The 16563-nt window shown below is 67.3% G+C and carries 17 protein-coding genes and 1 pseudogene; 9 read left to right on the top strand and 9 right to left on the bottom strand.

Annotation, left to right across the window (positions count from 1 at the left end):
- Positions 1-175 precede the first annotated feature (175 nt).
- The 5 genes from WBB14_RS29200 (at position 176) to WBB14_RS29180 (ending at position 4576) form a co-directional block, all read left to right on the top strand.
- Positions 176-601, top strand: a complete 426-nt coding sequence (locus tag WBB14_RS29200) for a CopD family protein (protein WP_424242846.1) — start codon at positions 176-178, stop codon at positions 599-601.
- 155 nt (positions 602-756) lie between these two features.
- On the top strand, positions 757-1572 hold the full coding sequence (locus tag WBB14_RS29195; protein ID WP_424242845.1) for a MetQ/NlpA family ABC transporter substrate-binding protein: 816 nt from the start codon (positions 757-759) through the stop codon (positions 1570-1572).
- 18 nt (positions 1573-1590) lie between these two features.
- The gene (locus WBB14_RS29190) at positions 1591-2694 is read left to right on the top strand and encodes a methionine ABC transporter ATP-binding protein (RefSeq protein WP_424242847.1); all 1104 of its coding nucleotides are present in this window, start codon (positions 1591-1593) and stop codon (positions 2692-2694) included.
- Positions 2675-3331: a methionine ABC transporter permease gene (locus WBB14_RS29185; RefSeq protein WP_424242844.1), complete on the top strand. Its 657-nt coding sequence runs from the start codon at positions 2675-2677 to the stop codon at positions 3329-3331. Before WBB14_RS29190 ends, WBB14_RS29185 begins: the two co-directional genes overlap by 20 nt.
- 54 nt (positions 3332-3385) lie before the next feature.
- Complete coding sequence (locus tag WBB14_RS29180) at positions 3386-4576, top strand: trans-sulfuration enzyme family protein (RefSeq protein WP_424242843.1); 1191 nt, start codon at positions 3386-3388, stop codon at positions 4574-4576.
- On the opposite strand, the gene WBB14_RS29175 is transcribed toward WBB14_RS29180, so the two are convergent.
- Positions 4551-5009 (bottom strand): hypothetical protein, encoded by a 459-nt coding sequence (locus tag WBB14_RS29175; RefSeq protein ID WP_424242842.1) that lies wholly within the window; start codon positions 5007-5009, stop codon positions 4551-4553. The genes WBB14_RS29180 and WBB14_RS29175 overlap by 26 nt on opposite strands.
- Positions 5010-5196: 187 nt before the next feature.
- Between WBB14_RS29175 and ppk2 the strand changes: the two genes are divergently transcribed.
- Positions 5197-6396: a polyphosphate kinase 2 gene (ppk2, locus tag WBB14_RS29170; RefSeq protein WP_424242841.1), complete on the top strand. Its 1200-nt coding sequence runs from the start codon at positions 5197-5199 to the stop codon at positions 6394-6396.
- A 4-nt stretch (positions 6397-6400) separates the two neighbouring features.
- Here ppk2 and WBB14_RS29165 read toward each other — a convergent pair whose 3' ends face one another.
- Genes WBB14_RS29165 through WBB14_RS29155 form a run of 3 tightly spaced genes read right to left on the bottom strand, consistent with a single transcriptional unit; the run spans position 6401 to position 7564 of the window.
- Positions 6401-6754 (bottom strand): DOPA 4,5-dioxygenase family protein, encoded by a 354-nt coding sequence (locus WBB14_RS29165; RefSeq protein WP_424242840.1) that lies wholly within the window; start codon positions 6752-6754, stop codon positions 6401-6403.
- Positions 6755-6773: 19 nt separating this feature from the next.
- Positions 6774-7136: a translation initiation factor Sui1 gene (locus tag WBB14_RS29160; protein ID WP_424242839.1), complete on the bottom strand. Its 363-nt coding sequence runs from the start codon at positions 7134-7136 to the stop codon at positions 6774-6776.
- 47 nt (positions 7137-7183) lie between these two features.
- Entirely contained in the window at positions 7184-7564 is a 381-nt protein-coding gene (locus tag WBB14_RS29155; protein ID WP_424242838.1) for an RNA-binding S4 domain-containing protein, read from the bottom strand.
- A 223-nt stretch (positions 7565-7787) separates the two neighbouring features.
- Between WBB14_RS29155 and WBB14_RS29150 the strand changes: the two genes are divergently transcribed.
- Positions 7788-9656 carry an ABC transporter ATP-binding protein/permease gene (locus WBB14_RS29150; RefSeq protein ID WP_424242837.1) on the top strand — a complete coding sequence of 623 codons (1869 nt, stop codon included), beginning with the start codon at positions 7788-7790 and terminating at the stop codon, positions 9654-9656.
- Between the two features lie 18 nt (positions 9657-9674).
- Here WBB14_RS29150 and WBB14_RS29145 read toward each other — a convergent pair whose 3' ends face one another.
- Positions 9675-10478: an aspartate dehydrogenase gene (locus WBB14_RS29145; protein ID WP_424242836.1), complete on the bottom strand. Its 804-nt coding sequence runs from the start codon at positions 10476-10478 to the stop codon at positions 9675-9677.
- A gap of 175 nt (positions 10479-10653) precedes the next feature.
- Between WBB14_RS29145 and WBB14_RS29140 the strand changes: the two genes are divergently transcribed.
- A complete protein-coding gene (locus WBB14_RS29140) occupies positions 10654-11151 on the top strand; it encodes a GNAT family N-acetyltransferase (protein ID WP_424242835.1) in 498 nt (165 codons plus the stop codon).
- A 10-nt stretch (positions 11152-11161) separates the two neighbouring features.
- Here the strand turns inward: WBB14_RS29140 and WBB14_RS29135 are convergent, their stop codons facing one another.
- Entirely contained in the window at positions 11162-12550 is a 1389-nt protein-coding gene (locus WBB14_RS29135; RefSeq protein ID WP_424242834.1) for an amidohydrolase, read from the bottom strand.
- A gap of 144 nt (positions 12551-12694) precedes the next feature.
- Positions 12695-14188 (bottom strand): MFS transporter, encoded by a 1494-nt coding sequence (locus WBB14_RS29130; protein ID WP_424242833.1) that lies wholly within the window; start codon positions 14186-14188, stop codon positions 12695-12697.
- A 136-nt stretch (positions 14189-14324) separates the two neighbouring features.
- Here WBB14_RS29130 and WBB14_RS29125 point away from each other — a divergent pair, with 136 nt between their 5' ends.
- Positions 14325-14960 carry a TetR/AcrR family transcriptional regulator gene (locus WBB14_RS29125; protein ID WP_424242832.1) on the top strand — a complete coding sequence of 212 codons (636 nt, stop codon included), beginning with the start codon at positions 14325-14327 and terminating at the stop codon, positions 14958-14960.
- A gap of 34 nt (positions 14961-14994) precedes the next feature.
- Here WBB14_RS29125 and WBB14_RS29120 read toward each other — a convergent pair whose 3' ends face one another.
- Together WBB14_RS29120 and WBB14_RS29115 are read right to left on the bottom strand one after the other, a co-directional pair.
- Positions 14995-15945: a Bug family tripartite tricarboxylate transporter substrate binding protein gene (locus WBB14_RS29120; RefSeq protein WP_424242831.1), complete on the bottom strand. Its 951-nt coding sequence runs from the start codon at positions 15943-15945 to the stop codon at positions 14995-14997.
- A 73-nt stretch (positions 15946-16018) separates the two neighbouring features.
- A pseudogene (locus tag WBB14_RS29115) lies at positions 16019-16563 on the bottom strand (carboxylesterase/lipase family protein); the annotation flags it as partial.

The raw sequence follows: 16563 nt of genomic DNA, 5'->3' as shown, positions 1-16563 counted from the left end.
CCCCAGCGTCCAGCGCGCCCGCGGCAACGCCAACGCCAGCGCCACCGCCCGCTGCGCCGGCCAACTCCGAGACGGCCAAGTAGGGCCGCGTCGCCGCGCCGGGTTGCCGTAGCGCAAACAGATGCGCCGCGCCGATACACGGCGCGGTCCGCATCCGGCGATAATGCCGGGCATCATGACCTATCAACTCCTGAAAATGCTCCACGTCGCGGCCGTGGTCGCCTGGCTGGGCGGATCGCTGTTCGTGTCGCTCTTCCTGCTGTCCTCGCAACCGCAGGACAGTGAAGAAGCGCCGAAAGAACGCAAGATGCTGGGCGCCTTGCGCCGCTGGACGCTGTACGTGACCACGCCGGCCATGGTGCTGACCTGGCTGGTCGGCTTGCACCTGGCCATGGCCTTCGGCTGGTTTGCCATGACCTGGATCTGGGTCAAGCTGGTCTTCGCGCTGGCGCTGTCGGCGCTGCTCGGCATCCAGAGCGCGGCGTTGCGCCGCATGGCCGATGGCAGCCCCAAGCGCCCGCCGCTGGTGGACCTGTACGCGCCGTTCACCGTCATCGCTTCCGCGGCCATCGTGACGCTGGTGGTCGTCAAGCCCTTCTGATTCGCGCGGCCGGGCATCCGCCGGGACCATATGCCCAGCCGCCATAACCAAACGCCCTTGTAATAAGGACTCAACGAACTATTCGTTCGCCCGGTCCGTCCCCCTCCCTAGAATCGTTGCTCTCATAACCGCATAGCCTGAGAGGCGATTCCAATATGACTTCCCGTTTCTTCAAGCGCCTGCTGGGCGCGGTGCTGGCTTCGGCGGCAATGTTCCATGGCCCGGCGTTTTCGGCCGATCCCAAGCCCCTCAAGGTGGGCGTGCGCGGCGGTGTCGACGAGCAGATCTGGGAGGTGGTGGCCCAGGTCGCCAAGAAGAACGGCCTGGCCGTGGAACCCGTGGTGATCACGGGCACCGCCAGCCCCAACGAAGCGCTCAACAACGGTGACCTGAACGCCAACGCCTTCCAGCACGTTCCTTTCCTGAATGACCAGATCAAGCAACGCGGCTACAAGCTCGTACCCGTGGCCAACACGCTGATCTCGCCGATCGCGTTCTACTCCAAAAAGTACAAGTCGCTGGAGGCGCTGCCCGAGGGCGCCCGCGTCGGCATTCCCAACGACCCCAGCAACCAGACGCGCGCCCTGGTCATCCTGCGCGACCAGGGCTTGATCACGCTGAAGGACGGATTCGATCCGGCCACCGGCACGGCGACGCTGGCGGACGTGACGTCCAACCCCAGGAAGCTCAACTTCGTGGAAAGCGCCTCGGTGGTGCTGGCGCGCTCGCTGCCCGACGTGGACACCGCGGCCATCGTCAACAGTTTTGCCTATCAGGCGGGGCTGATCGCCACGCGCGACGGCATCGCGGTGGAGAAGAAGGAAAACAATCCCTACGTGAACATCATCGCGGTGCGCGAACAGGACAAGAACGCGCCCTGGGTGCCTGAACTGGTCAAGGCCTACCACTCCGAGGAGGTGCGCCAGTTCATCCTGAGCAAGTACGAAGGTTCGGTCATCCCGGTTTTCTGAGGCTGGAATCGGGCAATGATGCAACACGAATTTTCCATGGACGGGCTGGCCGACGCCGCGCCGCGTACGCAGGCCATCGACGCGCACATCGTGTTCGAGGGCTTGCAAAAACGCTACGAGGGCGCGCAGGGGCCGGTAGCCGCGCTCTCCGATGTGTCGTTCTCCATCGCCCGCGGCGAGGTCTTCGGCATCATCGGACGCAGCGGCGCGGGCAAGTCCACGCTGCTGCGTTCCATCAACATGCTGGAGCGGCCCAGCGCCGGCCGCGTGCTGGTGGACGGCGTCGATGTGGGCGGCCTGCAAGAGAATGCGCTGGTGGGCCTGCGCCGCCGCATCGGCATGATCTTCCAGCACTTCAACCTGCTGTCGGCCAAGACGGTGGCCGAGAACGTGGCCTTGCCCTTGCGCGTGGCAGGCGTGAAGCCCGCCGCCGCGCGGGCCCGGGTGGAGGAACTGCTGGAACTGGTGGGGCTGCGCGACAAGGCCGACGCTTATCCGGCAAAGCTGTCCGGCGGCCAGAAGCAGCGCGTCGGCATCGCCCGCGCGTTGGTGCACGAACCGGAGATCCTGCTGTGCGACGAAGCCACCTCGGCGCTGGACCCCGAGACCACGCAGTCGATCCTGGCCTTGCTGCTGGACATCAACCGCAAGCTGGGCCTGACCGTGGTGCTGATCACGCATGACATGGCGGTGATCCGCGAGGTCTGCCACAAGGTGCTGGTGCTGGACGGCGGCCGCAAGGTCGAGGAAGGCGAGGTCTGGCGCGTGTTCGGCAACCCCCAGGCCGACGCCACGCGGGCCTTGCTGCGGCCCTTGCAACACGATCTGCCGGCCGACCTGGCGGTCAGGCTCGTGCCTGACCTGCAAGGCCGGACGGGCGTGGCGGTGCTGCGGTTGCGCTTCACGGGGCAGGGACGCCCGGATGGCGTGTCCTTGCAGGCGCTGGCGGCGCTCGGTCCTGGCGCGACGCTGCTGCATGGCGGCCTGGACCGCCTGCGCGGCCATGCCCAAGGCAGCCTGCTGGTATCCGTGCCTGCGGGCGCATTACAGGAAGAGGCCACGCGCGCCGCGCTGGTGGCCGATCAGATCAAGGTGCTGGGTTATGTCGCTGCCGATGCTTGATAAATACCTGCAGGCCTTCCTGCAGACCCTGGCCATGGTGGGCGTATCCGCCGTCATCGCGATTGTTCTCGGCCTGGCGCTGGCCGTGGTGCTGACCGTCACCGCGCCCGGCAACCTGTATCCCAGGCCGCGCTTCAACAAGGTCTTGTCGGTAACGGTGAATACCTTTCGCGCCATCCCCTTCATCATTTTGCTGGTGGCGATGCTGCCGTTCACGCGCTTCCTGGTGGGCACCACGCTGGGCACCTGGGCCGCCATCGTGCCGCTGTCGGCCAATCTGGTGCCGTTCTTCGCGCGCGTCGCCCAGGTCAGCCTGAACGACGTGGACCACGGCCTGGTGGAAGCGGCCAGGGCCATGGGCTGCCGCCGCTGGCACATCGTGCGCCACGTGCTGTTGCCGGAAGCCTTGCCGGGCATCATCGGCGGCATGACGGTCAGCGTCATCGCCATGATCAACGCCTCGGCCATGGCCGGCGCGGTCGGCGCCGGCGGCCTGGGCGACCTGGCGATTCGCTATGGCTACGAACGCTACGAGACCCGCGTCATGTTCGAGGTGATCGTGATCCTGATCGCGCTGGTCTCCATTGTGCAGTTCACCGGCGAATGGTTGTCGCGCCGCGCCGACCACAAACGCTGACTCTATGCCGCAGCCCGATGCTCCGGCCATATTCGCAAACACAGGAACATTGACATGACCGAGTCCACGCAACACGGCTTCGCCACGCGCGCCATCCACCTGGGCTACGACCCGCTGGACGAGCAGGGCGCGCTGGCGCCCCCCCTCTACCTGACCTCCACCTACACCCAGGACAGCATCGAGGCCTTCGACCAGATCCGCCTGGGCGAGAAGCAGGGCTACGTCTACGGCCGCACCCGCAATCCGACGCAGGCGCTGCTGGAAGAGCGGCTGGCGTCGCTGGAGGGCGCCGAAGCGGGCGTCGTGACCGCTTCCGGCATGGCGGCGATTTCGGCCACCTTGTTCTCGCTCCTGCAAAGCGGCGACGAGATCGTGGTGGACCAGATCGTGTACGGCACCGCCTTCACGCTGTTTACGCAAGGTCTGACGCGTTTTGGCGTGCGCGCGGTGTTCGCCGACTTCACCCGCCCCGAGTCCGTGGCGGCGGCCATCGGCCCCAAGACGCGCGCCGTCTATTTCGAGACGCCCGCCAATCCGAACCTGCGCCTGGTGGATATCGCGGCGGTGTCCGCCATCGCCCGCGGCAAGGGCCTGCTGACCATCGTCGACAATACCTTCGCCACGCCGGTGCTGCAGCGTCCGCTGGAGCATGGCGCCGACATCGTGCTGCATTCGGCCACCAAGTACCTGGGCGGCCATGGCGACCTGCTGGCCGGCGCGGTGCTGGGCCGCAAGCAACACATCGACGCGATCCGGCTGCAGGGGCTGCGCTACTTCACCGGCGCCACCTTGTCTCCGTTCACCGCTTTCCTGGTGCTGCGCGGGATCAAGACGCTGGAGCTGCGCGTGGCGCGCCACAGCGAATCCGCCTTGAAAGTGGCCAGGCTGCTGCGCGCGCATTCCGCGGTAGCAGAGGTGTTCTATCCCGGGCTGGCGGATACGGCGGGCGCGGCGATCGCGCGCCGCCAGCAATCGGCCGGCGGCGGCCTGGTCGCGTTCGAGCTGAAGGGCGGGCTGGCCGCCGGGCGTAACCTGCTCAACAGCCTGAAGCTGGCCCGCATCGCGGTCAGCCTGGGCGATCCCGAAACCCTGATCCAGCATCCCGCGTCCATGACGCACGCCAGCTACACGGCCGAGGACCGCGAACGCTACGGGCTATCCGAGGGCTTGCTGCGCCTGTCGGTGGGACTGGAGACGCCCGAGGACATCCTGGCCGATCTCAAGCAGGGCCTGGACCGGGTGTAGCGGCCGCGCGCCATCCCACCCATTCCCCTTGCTCTTCGAAGTTGCGCGGTCCGCGCGCGGCGGCTGCCAGCCCCGCGCGCAGCGCGCCCCTGTCCAGTCCGGGCATGTTGTGCAGCAGGGCGGGAGGCAGGTGCTCGACGTCGAGCATGGCGGCGTCGAATTCCATGGCCATCAGCCCGCCGCCATCGCTGGGCACGCGCAGGAACCACAGGCCTTCCATGTAGTCGCCCGCCCAGGGGTCGGGATAGATGGCCTGCGTGTAGCGGAAGCCGAATTCCAGGATGTCGCTCCAGGGCCAGAACTCCTGCTGGCCCAGGGCGCGCGCCAGCTCACTGCTGCGCGTGAAGCCAGCGTCGTCGAAGCCCACGCGCTCGCGCAGGGGATCCTCGGGCGGCGTCGGACCGGCTAGCAGCCGTTTGATGAATGACCACATGGCGCAGGGGCGGATGAAGGGAGGCCAGTGTAGCGGCCTTCGTCGCTGCAAAAATGTTACAACGTTTGATCGAAGTCAAATCCGCGGGGCAGGGCTCGGAGTAGCGTTTGCGCTTTTCCCGATAAGGGCCGCAGGCGCAAGCCTGGCAGCCGCGGGCAGGACGATCAGCGCAGCGAGGACAGGATCGATGACAGACAAGACCACCCCAGCCCACGAACAAGCCGTAGCCGAAGCGCCGCGCAAGCGCGCCGCCAGCGCGCCCGCGCAACCGGTCGTCAAGACCGTGGTCACGCCGGTGACCACCAGCCGCAAGCCGCGCGCCGCGAAGACATCGACGCCCGCCGCCGATCCCGTGTCCGCCGCGGCCGCCGCCGAGTCGGCCCTCGATGTGCGCAAGCGCGTCGTTGCCCGCCAGGACGCCGCGCGCCAGGAGTCCGTGGCCGTGTTGGCCGACATTGCCCGCCGCTATAACGTCAGCGCGCCGGCCCAGGCGCGCGAGGCGCTGCGCTCGGTCATCGAGGAATTGTCGCCGGACGACGCGCAGGCGGTGCATCGTGCGCTGCTGGAAGCCAATTCGGTGGTGCCGCGCACGCGCCGCAATCCCGACGACGAGCTGGCCGCGGACTGGCGCGAAGGCACCTATCCCTATCGCCACCGCATGCTGCGCCGCAACTACGAAAAGCAGAAATACAGCCTGCAGGTCGAACTGCTGAAGCTGCAGGCCTGGGTCAAGGCCACTGGCCAGCGCGTCGTGATCCTGTTCGAGGGCCGCGACGCCGCCGGCAAGGGCGGCACCATCAAGCGCATGATGGAACACCTGAATCCGCGCGGCGCGCGCGTGGTCGCCCTGGAGAAGCCGTCCGACACGGAAAAGGGCCAGTGGTACTTCCAGCGCTACGTGCAGCACCTGCCGACCGCGGGCGAGATCGTCATGTTCGACCGTTCCTGGTACAACCGCGCGGGGGTGGAGCGTGTGATGGGCTTCTGCACCCAGAATGAATACCTGGACTTCCTGCGCCAGGTGCCGGATTTTGAACGCCACCTGGTCAGCAGCGGCATTCACCTGATCAAGTTCTGGTTCTCGGTCAGCCAGGAAGAACAGCGCCGCCGCTTCCTGCAGCGCAAGGTGCATCCGCTCAAGCAGTGGAAGCTCAGCCCGGTGGACCTGGCTTCACTGGACAAGTGGGACGATTACACCCGAGCCAAGGAAGCCATGTTCGCGCATACCGACACGGCCGACGCGCCCTGGGTGGTGGTCAAGTCCGACTGCAAGAAGCGCGCGCGGATCAATGCGATGCGCTACGTGCTCAGCCGTCTGCCGTATGAAGGCAAGAGCGGCGATCCCATGATGGCCCTGGATTCGCTGATCGTGGGCCGCGCGCTGTAGCCGTTCAGGCGCCCAGCGCCTGCAGGTTCAGAGTGTAGCTGCGGCCGATCCAGACGGCGCAGTCGCGGTGGTCGCGGATCGAGTCGCCGGTGTTGGGGTGCATGAAGATATCCAGCGTCCCGTGATGCAGCGTCAGCCAGGTGGCGAGCTCCGCGAAGTGCCCGGGCGTGAAGGCGATCTGGTAGCTCCATTGGGGATGCGGGCCGACGGGGCGCTCATGGAAGCGCCCCAGTTCCATCTTGCCGGCAAAGCGCGCGGCAATCCTTTCGCGCAGCGCGTGCGCCGCATCGCGGCTGGCGGCATCGAAATACACATGGGCGTGCCAGCTGGCGACATCGCTTGTTTGCAGATCGGTCATTGTTGATACTCCGTCGCTGTCAGCCGCCCGCGCGCTTGGCGCGGAAGCCTTGTTTTTGCAGGGTGTCCATGACGCGCTCGCAGTGGTCGCCCTGGATTTCGATCACGCCGTCCTTCACCGTTCCGCCCGAGCCGCAGGCGTTGCGCAACTGCTTGCCCAGCGCGTTCAACGCCGCGCCGTCCAGCGCCAGGCCCTTGACCACGGTGACGCTCTTGCCGCCGCGTCCCTTGGTTTCGCGCGATACGCGCGCCACGCCGTCGCCGGCGGCAACCGCCTGGGCGGTCTGCTTGCACAGGCACTGCACCAGCGGCTTGCGGCACTCGGGGCACATGCGGCCGCCGTCGGTGGAATAGACCAGGCCGCCTGTCGAACTGCTTTTCATGATGGGCTTGCGCATAAGAAAGTTGATGGTCGTCGGCGCGGGCGGATCTACTTGCCGCGCATCTGGTCTATCAGCCGCCGGTCGCGCTTGGTCGGGCGGCCGGCCTCTATGCCCAGCGCAGGCTCGGGCGCCAGGCGGCGCATTTCGGCGGCGCGCTCGCGGGCCGCGACGCTTTCGGGCGTTTCCTCGTAGAGCTGGCGCGCGACAGGGGCGGGGCCGCGCACCCCGCTGACGCCCATCACCCGCACATGCAGCGCCGGGTCTTCCTTGCGGACCGTGACCAGGTCGCCGGGTGCGACCTCGCGCGCCGGCTTGGCGGGCTGGTCGTTCACCAACACCCGGCCCTTGCCGATTTCCTGCACGGCCAGGCTGCGTGTCTTGTAGAAGCGCGCGGCCCACAGCCATTTGTCCAGCCTGATCCTGTCCATTTTCTTTGTTCCCGCGGCATTGCTGCCCAAGCGCCAATGATAGCCGCCAGGGGAACGTTCCGCCCGCGGCGCGCCGTCCCTCCCGCGATCCGGCCTCTTGCTTTCAGCGACCTTGCGTTCACCCTGCCGGAACGCTTAAGCCAGGCTTAAAACGGCCTGTGCGCCGGAACTCGATGCGAATGCCTCGTCTAACCAGAAACGCGTATCGGAGGGCAATCGACTCATGGACCTGAACTGGCAGCAGCAACTGGCGGAAAGCGGGCTCTGGCTGGCGCGCGCCTTCGGCATCTCAGCCGTCGTGCTGGTGCTGACGGCGGGCTTGCTGGCGCGCTATACGGACTGGGGACGCAAGTTTTGGCGTCTGGCGTGGCCGTATCTGGATCCCCGGCGCAGCTGGCGTCCCTTGTTGATGCTGGCGCTGCTGTTGTTCCTGGCGATGTTCGCCGTGCGCATGACGGTGCTGTTTTCGTTCTGGTACAACGGTTTCTACAGTGCGCTGCAGGCGCTGGACCAGGGCGCATTCTGGCGCTTCCTGGGCATATTCTCGGTGCTGGCCTGTGTGCACGTGGTGCGCACGCTGGTCGACAGCTATGCCGGGCAGGCCTTCGATATCCGCTGGCGCGTGTGGCTCAACGATCGCCTGACCCGCGACTGGCTGGGCGCGGGCGCCTACTACCGCGGCCATTTCGTCGACGCGCCGGTCGACAATCCCGACCAGCGCATCGAGCAGGACATCGCCATGTTCGTGACGGGCTCGCGCACGCTGGCGATCGGCGCGCTGAGCGCGGTCGTCTCGCTGGTGGCGTTCACCTCCATCCTTTGGGGCCTGTCCGGCGCCTTGACCGTGGCCGGCGTGGAGATCCCGCGCGCCATGGTGTTCATGGTGTACCTGTATGTGATCGTGGCGACCTTGTTCGCCTTCAAGATCGGGCGTCCGCTGATCAAGCTGAATTTCCTGTCCGAGCGGCTGACGGCGAACTTCCGCTACGCGCTGGTCCGCCTGCGCGAGAACGCCGAGAACGTGGCGTTCTATCAAGGCGAGAACGTGGAGCGGGCCACCTTATGGACACGTTTCTCGGCCTACATCGCCAACTTGTGGGCGCGCGTGTACCGGGGGCTGAAGTTCGACGGCTTCAACCTGTCGGTGAGCCAGGTCGCGGTGGTGTTCCCCTTCATCCTGCAGGCGCCGCGTTTCTTCAGCGGCGCGATCAAGCTGGGTGATGTCATCCAGACGTCGCAGGCTTTCGGGCAGGTGCAGGATTCCCTGTCCTTCTTCCGTACTTCATACGACACCTTTGCGCAATACCGCGCCACGCTGGACCGGCTGAACGGCTTTCTGGACGCCAACGAGGCCGCGCGCGCGTTGCCCGCGGTACAGACCGAACCCTTGCCCGACGGCCTGGATATCGAAGACGTGCAGGTGGCGCGGCCCGACGGCACGGTCCTGCTGCGCGATCTGAACCTGAGCTTGCGGCCGGGCCAGGCCCTGCTGATCAAAGGGCCGTCGGGTAGCGGCAAGACCACCTTGCTGCGCGCGCTGGCAGGCCTGTGGCCCTATGCGCAGGGCTCGGTGCGCCGGCCGCAGGGCGCTTGCGCCTTGTTCCTGTCGCAACGGCCGTATCTGCCGTTGGGCGATCTGCGCGGCGCGGTCGCATATCCGGGGCTGGCGCAACCCGAGGACGATGCGCGCCTGGCCGAAGCGCTGCGGCAGGTCAACCTGGGGCATCTGGCCGGCCGGCTGGATGAGGTGGCCGATTGGTCCCGCATCCTGTCCATAGGCGAGCAGCAGCGCGTGGCGTTCGCGCGGGTGCTGTACAACCGGCCCGCCATCGTCTTCCTGGACGAGGCCACGTCCGCCACGGATGAAGGGCTGGAGCATGCGTTGTACAGCCTGCTGCGGGGGGAACTGCCATCCTGCATGCTGGTCAGCGTGGGGCATCGCAGCACGCTCGATGCTTTCCACACGGACAGGCTGGATCTGGATGGGGCGGGGAACTGGCGGGTCGGGCCGATGGCCGTGGCCGATGGCCCCGCGCAGCTTCGCCGGCCTGTGGATGGCCGGTCGGGCCGGCAGCAGCGGGCGGCGGCCTAGCCGGCCGCCCTGCAGTGATCAGGTGCCCACGCGCAGCGGACCGGTCAGCTTGCGCAGCGCGGCGATCACGCTTTGCGCGGTGATGCGGCCGGTCTTGGGATTGGCCGACGGAATGTTCTGGATTTCCATCGAGAACGAGGCCGAGTCGGACACGACTTCGACGCGGTGGAGATTGCGTTCCAGCGAGGGATCGGCCCAGATTTCCAGGGTGGTCTTGTCCGGACCGATGCCGGCCAGCGACACGCTGACCGCCACGTTCAGGTTGGCCGGAAAGCCCACCGCCGCTTCGCGCGGCGAGCCGCGGAAGATCAGGCGCGGTTCGGTGATGTCCGCGATGTCGATGTTGTTGTCGGTCAGGTAGGGCGCGCCCAACAGGCCGCGCACGGGCTTGCGGGTGATCATGGTGACGGAATGGATGACGCCTTCGGCCGCGGCGGTAATGGCGTCCAGGCCCAGGATGGCGCCCGAGGGCACCAGGATCTGGCCGTGGTGCTGGCGGGCGAGTTCGATCAGGTCGTCATGGCGCAGCAGGGCGCCGGAACTGAGCACCACCATCTTCTTGCCGGCGCGCAGCACGGGCTCGGCGATGTCGCGGAACACCGCGGCGGGCGCGCATTCCACCACCACGTCGCAATGCTCGTGCAGGGCGTCGACGGTGGTGTAGGCAGGCGCGGCCTGGGTCCAGGCAAAGGCCGGCGGGGCCTTGGGATCGCGCACCGCCACGGCGGTGAGCGTCAGGCCGGGCAGGCCGGCGTCCAGGGATTGCGCCACGGCCTGGCCGATGGCGCCGAAGCCGGCGATGCCGACGCGGTAGCTGTTCATAAGGGTCCAGAGTAGGGCCGCGGCGCGCCGCGGGCGGTTCGGAAAGGGCTGGGCGACTATGCGATGACGAGGCGCCGAGCTGCCGGCCACTGTAGCCACCGTGCCGGCGGGCGTCAATGCGGAATGGCGACCATGCCCGGCTACACTTTGCGTCCCAGCCTACAGGAGCACAGGCATGCATATCCTTCCGGAAACACCGGGCGACCGCGACGCGATCTTCACGCTGACGCAAGCCGCGTTCAAAGACCATCCGCACAGTCAGCAGACCGAGGGTTACATCATCGACGCGCTACGCGAGGCCGGCACGCTGACGCTGTCGCTGGTGGCGCGGATGGATGGGCGCATCGTGGGCCACGTCGCGTTTTCTCCGGTGACGGTCAGCGATGGCTCGGCGGACTGGTACGCGCTGGGACCTGTCGCGGTGGAGCCCGCCTTGCAAGGCCAGGGCATCGGCGCGGCGTTGGTCCGGGAAGGCCTGGAGCGCCTGAAGGCGCTGGGCGCGGCCGGCTGCGTGGTGATGGGAGAGCCGTCGTACTACTCGCGCTTCGGCTTTGCGCAGATGCCGGCGCTGACGTACCCCGGCGTGCCGGCGCGGTACTTCATGGCGTTGGTATTCACGCGCCCGGCGCAAGGCCGGGTCACGCATCACAAGGCATTCGAAGCGACCGCGTAGCCCGCGCGGCTCAACTGCCTTTCTGCGCCTGCGCCATGTAGTCCACGGTCAGGTTCGACAGCGCGCGCACGCCGTTGATGAGGCCGGACTCATCGACGTAGAAGCGCGGCGAATGATTGGGCGCGGCCTTCTCCACGTCGGTGCCCTTGGGCGTCACGCCCAGATAGAAGAACATGCCCGGCACCTTCTCCTGGTAGAAGGAGAAGTCCTCCGATGCGGTGGACTTCGGCTGCAGGCCGTAATTGCCTTCGCCCGCCACGCGCCGCAGCGTCGGACCCATCTGCTCGGTCAGCGCGGGATTGTTGACGGTGGCGTTGTACAGCTCCACCACGCGCACGTCGGCCTTGGCGCCCGCGCTCTGCGCGATCATGTCGGCAGTACGCGTGATGCGCTGGTGGATGTCTTTCTTCATGCCTTCGTCATAGGTGCGGATGGTGCCGGTCATGGCGACGTTGTCCGGCACGATATTCATGCGGTTGCCGCCGTGGATCGCGCCCACGGTGATGACGGCGGGCTCCAGCATGCTGTTGATCTGGCGGCTGGGAATGGTCTGCAATCCCAGGATGATCTGCGAGCTGACCACGATCGGGTCGATACCGGACCAGGGGCGCGCGCCATGAGTTTGCTTGCCGGTAACGTCGATCCAGAACTGGTCGGCGGCGGCCATCGCGGGGCCGCTGCGCCACGACAGTTTGCCCACCGGATACGAGCTGGACACGTGCAGGCCGAAGATGGCGTCCACCTTGGGATTCTCCAGCACGCCTTCCTGCACCATCATCTTCGCGCCCCAGATCTTCTTGCCGTCGGGCTCGAAGTCGGCGGGGCTTTCCTCGGCGGGCTGGAAGATGAATTTCACGCTGCCGGGAAGCTGGTCCTTCATGCCGGCCAGCACTTCGGCCGTGGCCATCAGGATGGCGGTGTGGGTGTCGTGGCCGCAGGCGTGCATCACGTCCACTTCCTTGCCCAGGTAAGTGCCCTTGGCCTTGGACGCGAAGGGCAGGTCCACCTGTTCCTTGACGGGCAGCGCGTCCATGTCGGCGCGCAGCGCCACCACCGGGCCGGGCTTGCCGCCCTTGAGCACGGCGACCACGCCGGTGCCGGCCACGCCGGTCTTCACGTCCATGCCCAAGGCGCGCAAGTGGTCCGCGACCAGCTTGGCCGTGCGGTTCTCCTGGTTGCCCAGTTCGGGGTGTTCGTGGATGTCGCGGCGCCAGGCGATAAGCTTGTCTTCGATCGCCTTGGCGCGCTGATCGATCTGTGCGGCCAGCGCGGGGTTGGGCGCTGGAACCAGCGGTCCTTGGGTGCCAGGCGCGCTTTGCGCGGCGGCCGGACCGGCCATCAGCAAATGGGCGGCGAGCGCCAGCGGCGCCAGGCGGAATATCGATTGACGGTAAGGCATGCTTTGCTCTCCTCTTGGTTGTTAACCTGTTATTGGACGAGGATCTTACCGAAGCGCATGACGGCCGGCGCGTTTGTTACCAACGCTTAAAAACAGGCTGTTTTGATTCCGGCCGATGGAATTCCGCGTGCCGGAAACAGCGCTTCAGGCCGCGCGCAAAACGCGGCGGGAGCCGCGCGCGAGGATCAGCAGCAACAGTGCCGCCAGGAGCGAAGCCACGCCTGCAGCGAGCATGGCGGCATGGAAGCCGCCGGCCAGGGCATCGGCGGCGAGCACGGCCGCGTTGACGGGTTCGCCGGGCATGACGTGGCGCGTGATGGCATCCCGCGCCAAGACTTGCGCATCGGGCGCGCCCAACTGCGACAGCGACGCCGTCAGCGCTTCGATGGCGCGTCCGCTCATCAGCGCGCCCAGCAGCGCGATGCCTATCGTCATGCCGGTCTGGCGCAGCGCGTTCATGGTGGCCGACGCCATGCCGGAACGCTCGCGCGGCACCGTGGCCATCACGGCCATGCTGGTCGACGGCACCGCCAGTCCAGTGCCCAGGCCCAGCAGTACCAGCAGGGATCCGGACACCGCATAAGACGTGTGGGCTTCGAAGCTGGTCATGCCCAGCATGGCCGTGCCGATGAACGTAAAGCCGGCGATCATCAGCCGCGGCAGCCCAAAGCGCAGATTGAGCCGCCCGAACACCACGGACACCAGCCCGGCAGCGGCGAACTGCGGCGCCAATTGCCAGCCAGCGGCCAGGGGCGACAGTCCCTGCACGTGCTGCAGGTAGAGCGAGAAAAAGAACAGGCTGCTGTAGGCGGAAAAACCCAGCACGAAGGACGCGAAGTTGGTGATGGCGAAGCCGGCGTCGCGAAACAGCCCCAGTGGCAGGATGGGCCGCGCCGCGTGGTGCTCGACCCACAGGAAGGCGAGCAGGCCGGCGGCCGCGATGGCGAGCGCAACCATGGCTTGCGGCGCGGCCCAGCCATGTTCGCCCGCAGCGATCAGGCCATAGGTCAGCGCACCCAGCCACAGCACGCTGAGGGCCTGGCCCGCGGGGTCGAAGGCGGCGTGTTCGGGATGGGCGCTTTCCTTGATGCTCCAGGCGCCCAGCGCGATGGCCAGCGCGCCGACCGGCAGGTTGATGAGAAAGATGCTCTGCCAGTTGAAGTGGGCCACCAGCACGCCGCCCAGCATGGGGCCCACGATGAGCGAAATCGCATTGCAGGAAGCCCACACGCCGATGGCCTGGGCGCGTTCCTTGGGATCGGGAAAGGCCTGGGTCAAGAGCGACAGCGCGCCCGGCACCAGCAGGGCGCCGGCGACCCCCTGCACCGCGCGGCCGATCAGCAGCGCGGTCAGGTTGTCCGCCAGGCCGCACAGGGCGGAACCGGCGGTGAACAGCAGCACGCCCGCCAGCCAGGAACGCTTGCGGCCGTAGCGGTCGCCCAGCGGCCCGGCCGACAGCATGAAGGCCGACAGGAACAGGGCGTAGGCGTCCACCACCCATTGCAGCCCGGCCATGTCGATGCGCAGGGCCGTCTGCATGGTGGGCAGCGCCACGTTGACGATGCTGATGTCCAGGATGGTGATGAAGCTGCCCAGATTGACGGCAATGGCCAGGGCGCGGCGGCGTGTGGGATGCATGGCGGGGATGCAGAGTATGGGATGGGGTATTCTATTCATCGACCGACCGTCGGTCAATGGAAAAAAGCCAACTTTTGATCCCGTCCCTGCGCCTCCTCTACACTGGCGCCTTGCTACTGAAACGACCCTGAACGATATGCCCGCTCCCGTCGAGCCGTCTGCCTTGCCAGGCCCGGACGCCGCTCCCAAGCCCCGCACCAAGCCGGCCGCCGTGCGGCTGGACGAACTGATGGCGGCCGCGGAAGCGCTTTTCATCCAGAAAGGCGTCGAGACGACCACCATCAATGAGATCGTCGAGCGTGCCGGCGTGGCCAAAGGCACGTTCTATCACTACTTCACGTCCAAGAACGACATGCTGGCGGCGTTGCGCGCCAAGTTCTCGCAGGGATTCCTGGACCAGATCCAGCGCGAAATGGACGCCTGTGCGCCGGAAGACGGCGTGGCGCGGCTGCGCGCCTGGACCCGGGCGGGAGTCCAGGTCTACTTCGACGGCTATGAACTGCATGACGTGGTGTTCCACGACGCCCAGCATCCCGACCGCGGCGTGGCAGAGAAGAACGCTGCGTTGGAACAGCTGGAAGCCATTCTTGAGGCGGGCGCGCGCGCCGGCTGCTGGAAGCTGGACGATGTGGCGTTGACCGCCATCGTGCTGTACCACGGCATGCATGGCGCCGTGGACGCCAGCATCGCACAGGGTCGGCACGACGCGCAGGCACTGTCCGGGCCCTTGGCGGCCATGTTCCTGCGCACGCTGGGCGCGCGCGCGGACTGAAGGCCCGCGCGCTGGCCTGCTGCGGCAGTCCCGGCTATTGCAGCTTGATACCCAGTTCCTTGATCAGCGGCCCCATGTCGGCGCGGTCGGCCTCGATGGTGGCGGCCAGCTCTTCCGGCGTGCTGCCGATGGGGATCATGCCCAGGGTTTCCATCTGCGCCCGCATCGCGGGTTCCTTCAGGATGTCCGCGACCGACTTCTGAATCAGCGCCACGCGGTCATCGGCGATGCCGGCGGGGGCCATCAGCCCGATCCAGGGCTGCGGCGCATAGTCCTTGAGACCGGATTCTTTCAGCGTGGGCGTGTCCGGCAGGCCGCCGAAGCGTTCCGGGCTGGTGATTGCCAGGGCGCGCAGGCGGCCGCTGTCGATCAGGCCCTTGGAACTCGACGGCGCGTCCAGGCCCACATCGAGCTGGCCGCCGATCAGATCGTTCTGCGTCTTGCCGGACGAGGACGAGGGCACGTACAGGGCTTTGATGCCGGCGCGGCGGGCCGTCTGTTCCCAGACCAGGTGGAAGGCGGTGCCGATGGAGAACGAGCCCACGCTCAGATTGCGAGCCTTGCTTTCGCGCACGAAGTCTTCCCAGGTCTTGAGCGGGCTGTCCTTGGGCACGATGAAGATGAAAGGCGTGCGTGCGACCAGCGAGATCGGCTTGAGGTCTTTCTGCGTATCGAACGGCAGGCTGTCCACCGCGAAGGGCACGATGGTGACGGACGACGCCACCACCATGCCCAGGGTATAGCCGTCGGGCGCGGATTTGACCAGCGCGCCCGTGCTGATGATGCCGGAGGCGCCGGGCTTGTTCTCCACCACCACCGGCTGCCCCCAGGCGGCGCCGAGCTTGCTGGCCAGCACGCGCAGCATGACGTCCACGGGACCGCCAGGCGGATTGGAGACGATGATCTTGACGGGCTTGTCGGGATAGGCGGCGGTAGCCGCCAGCGGCGCCAGCAGCGCCAGCGCCAGCGCGGTTTGCTTGAACATGGAGTTCCCCTTGTTTTGATATGTTTGGGGCGCGAGCCGAGTGCGCCCGCGCCGATACGCATGCAGTCCGCGTTCAGGCCAGGATCTGCATATGCGGGGCTGCCGGCCAGCCGGGGCCGTCGCCGCGGATGAACGCGATCCATGCCTGCTGCGTGGCCTGCGCCAGTTGCCGCGCCTGCGCAGGCGGCAGTCCGGCAAGCATGGGCGCGCCGGCGTACGCCGGCAGCGTGTCGAAGACGAAGGGCAGCTCGATGCAATGGCAGGCGCCGAAGTTCGCGGTCGGCGCCACGTCAAAGCGCGCCAGCCAGGCCTGGCGGCCCTGGGCAGCGGCGTCGCGCGCCCACTGGCGCGAAGGCGCGCCGAATACCTCGTCGCCCAGTTCCTGGTCGGACGCAGCCCGGCCGTTGCCGGGAAAGGCGGCCATTTCGTCGCGGGTATAGCAGACCAGCACGTCGGCGCGGGACGCGGCCTGCGCGAGTGCGGGCGCGATGTCTTGCGGCAGTACCTGGCCATCCAGCACCGGCGCGAACAGGCTGCGGCTGCTGCCCTCGGCGCGCAGCGCTTCGGCTACGGCGGGCGCCTGCTGCGCCGCCAGCAATGCCGTCACGGGCAGTTCGC

The organism is Achromobacter sp., assembly GCF_049647645.1.
Classification (GTDB): domain Bacteria; phylum Pseudomonadota; class Gammaproteobacteria; order Burkholderiales; family Burkholderiaceae_B; genus Achromobacter.
Note: the sequence above shows the minus strand (reverse complement) of the source record. Positions and strands in the feature narration are given on the sequence as shown.

Bases quoted from the DNA above. Each gene is read 5' to 3' on its own strand.
- WBB14_RS29200 (WP_424242846.1), top strand. From the start codon at position 176: ATGACCTATCAACTCCTGAAAATGCTCCACGTCGCGGCCGTGGTCGCC.
- WBB14_RS29195 (WP_424242845.1), top strand. From the start codon at position 757: ATGACTTCCCGTTTCTTCAAGCGCCTGCTGGGCGCGGTGCTGGCTTCG.
- WBB14_RS29190 (WP_424242847.1), top strand. From the start codon at position 1,591: ATGCAACACGAATTTTCCATGGACGGGCTGGCCGACGCCGCGCCGCGT.
- WBB14_RS29185 (WP_424242844.1), top strand. From the start codon at position 2,675: ATGTCGCTGCCGATGCTTGATAAATACCTGCAGGCCTTCCTGCAGACC.
- WBB14_RS29180 (WP_424242843.1), top strand. From the start codon at position 3,386: ATGACCGAGTCCACGCAACACGGCTTCGCCACGCGCGCCATCCACCTG.
- WBB14_RS29175 (WP_424242842.1), bottom strand. From the start codon at position 5,009: ATGTGGTCATTCATCAAACGGCTGCTAGCCGGTCCGACGCCGCCCGAG.
- ppk2 (WP_424242841.1), top strand. From the start codon at position 5,197: ATGACAGACAAGACCACCCCAGCCCACGAACAAGCCGTAGCCGAAGCG.
- WBB14_RS29165 (WP_424242840.1), bottom strand. From the start codon at position 6,754: ATGACCGATCTGCAAACAAGCGATGTCGCCAGCTGGCACGCCCATGTG.
- WBB14_RS29160 (WP_424242839.1), bottom strand. From the start codon at position 7,136: ATGAAAAGCAGTTCGACAGGCGGCCTGGTCTATTCCACCGACGGCGGC.
- WBB14_RS29155 (WP_424242838.1), bottom strand. From the start codon at position 7,564: ATGGACAGGATCAGGCTGGACAAATGGCTGTGGGCCGCGCGCTTCTAC.
- WBB14_RS29150 (WP_424242837.1), top strand. From the start codon at position 7,788: ATGGACCTGAACTGGCAGCAGCAACTGGCGGAAAGCGGGCTCTGGCTG.
- WBB14_RS29145 (WP_424242836.1), bottom strand. From the start codon at position 10,478: ATGAACAGCTACCGCGTCGGCATCGCCGGCTTCGGCGCCATCGGCCAG.
- WBB14_RS29140 (WP_424242835.1), top strand. From the start codon at position 10,654: ATGCATATCCTTCCGGAAACACCGGGCGACCGCGACGCGATCTTCACG.
- WBB14_RS29135 (WP_424242834.1), bottom strand. From the start codon at position 12,550: ATGCCTTACCGTCAATCGATATTCCGCCTGGCGCCGCTGGCGCTCGCC.
- WBB14_RS29130 (WP_424242833.1), bottom strand. From the start codon at position 14,188: ATGCATCCCACACGCCGCCGCGCCCTGGCCATTGCCGTCAATCTGGGC.
- WBB14_RS29125 (WP_424242832.1), top strand. From the start codon at position 14,325: ATGCCCGCTCCCGTCGAGCCGTCTGCCTTGCCAGGCCCGGACGCCGCT.
- WBB14_RS29120 (WP_424242831.1), bottom strand. From the start codon at position 15,945: ATGTTCAAGCAAACCGCGCTGGCGCTGGCGCTGCTGGCGCCGCTGGCG.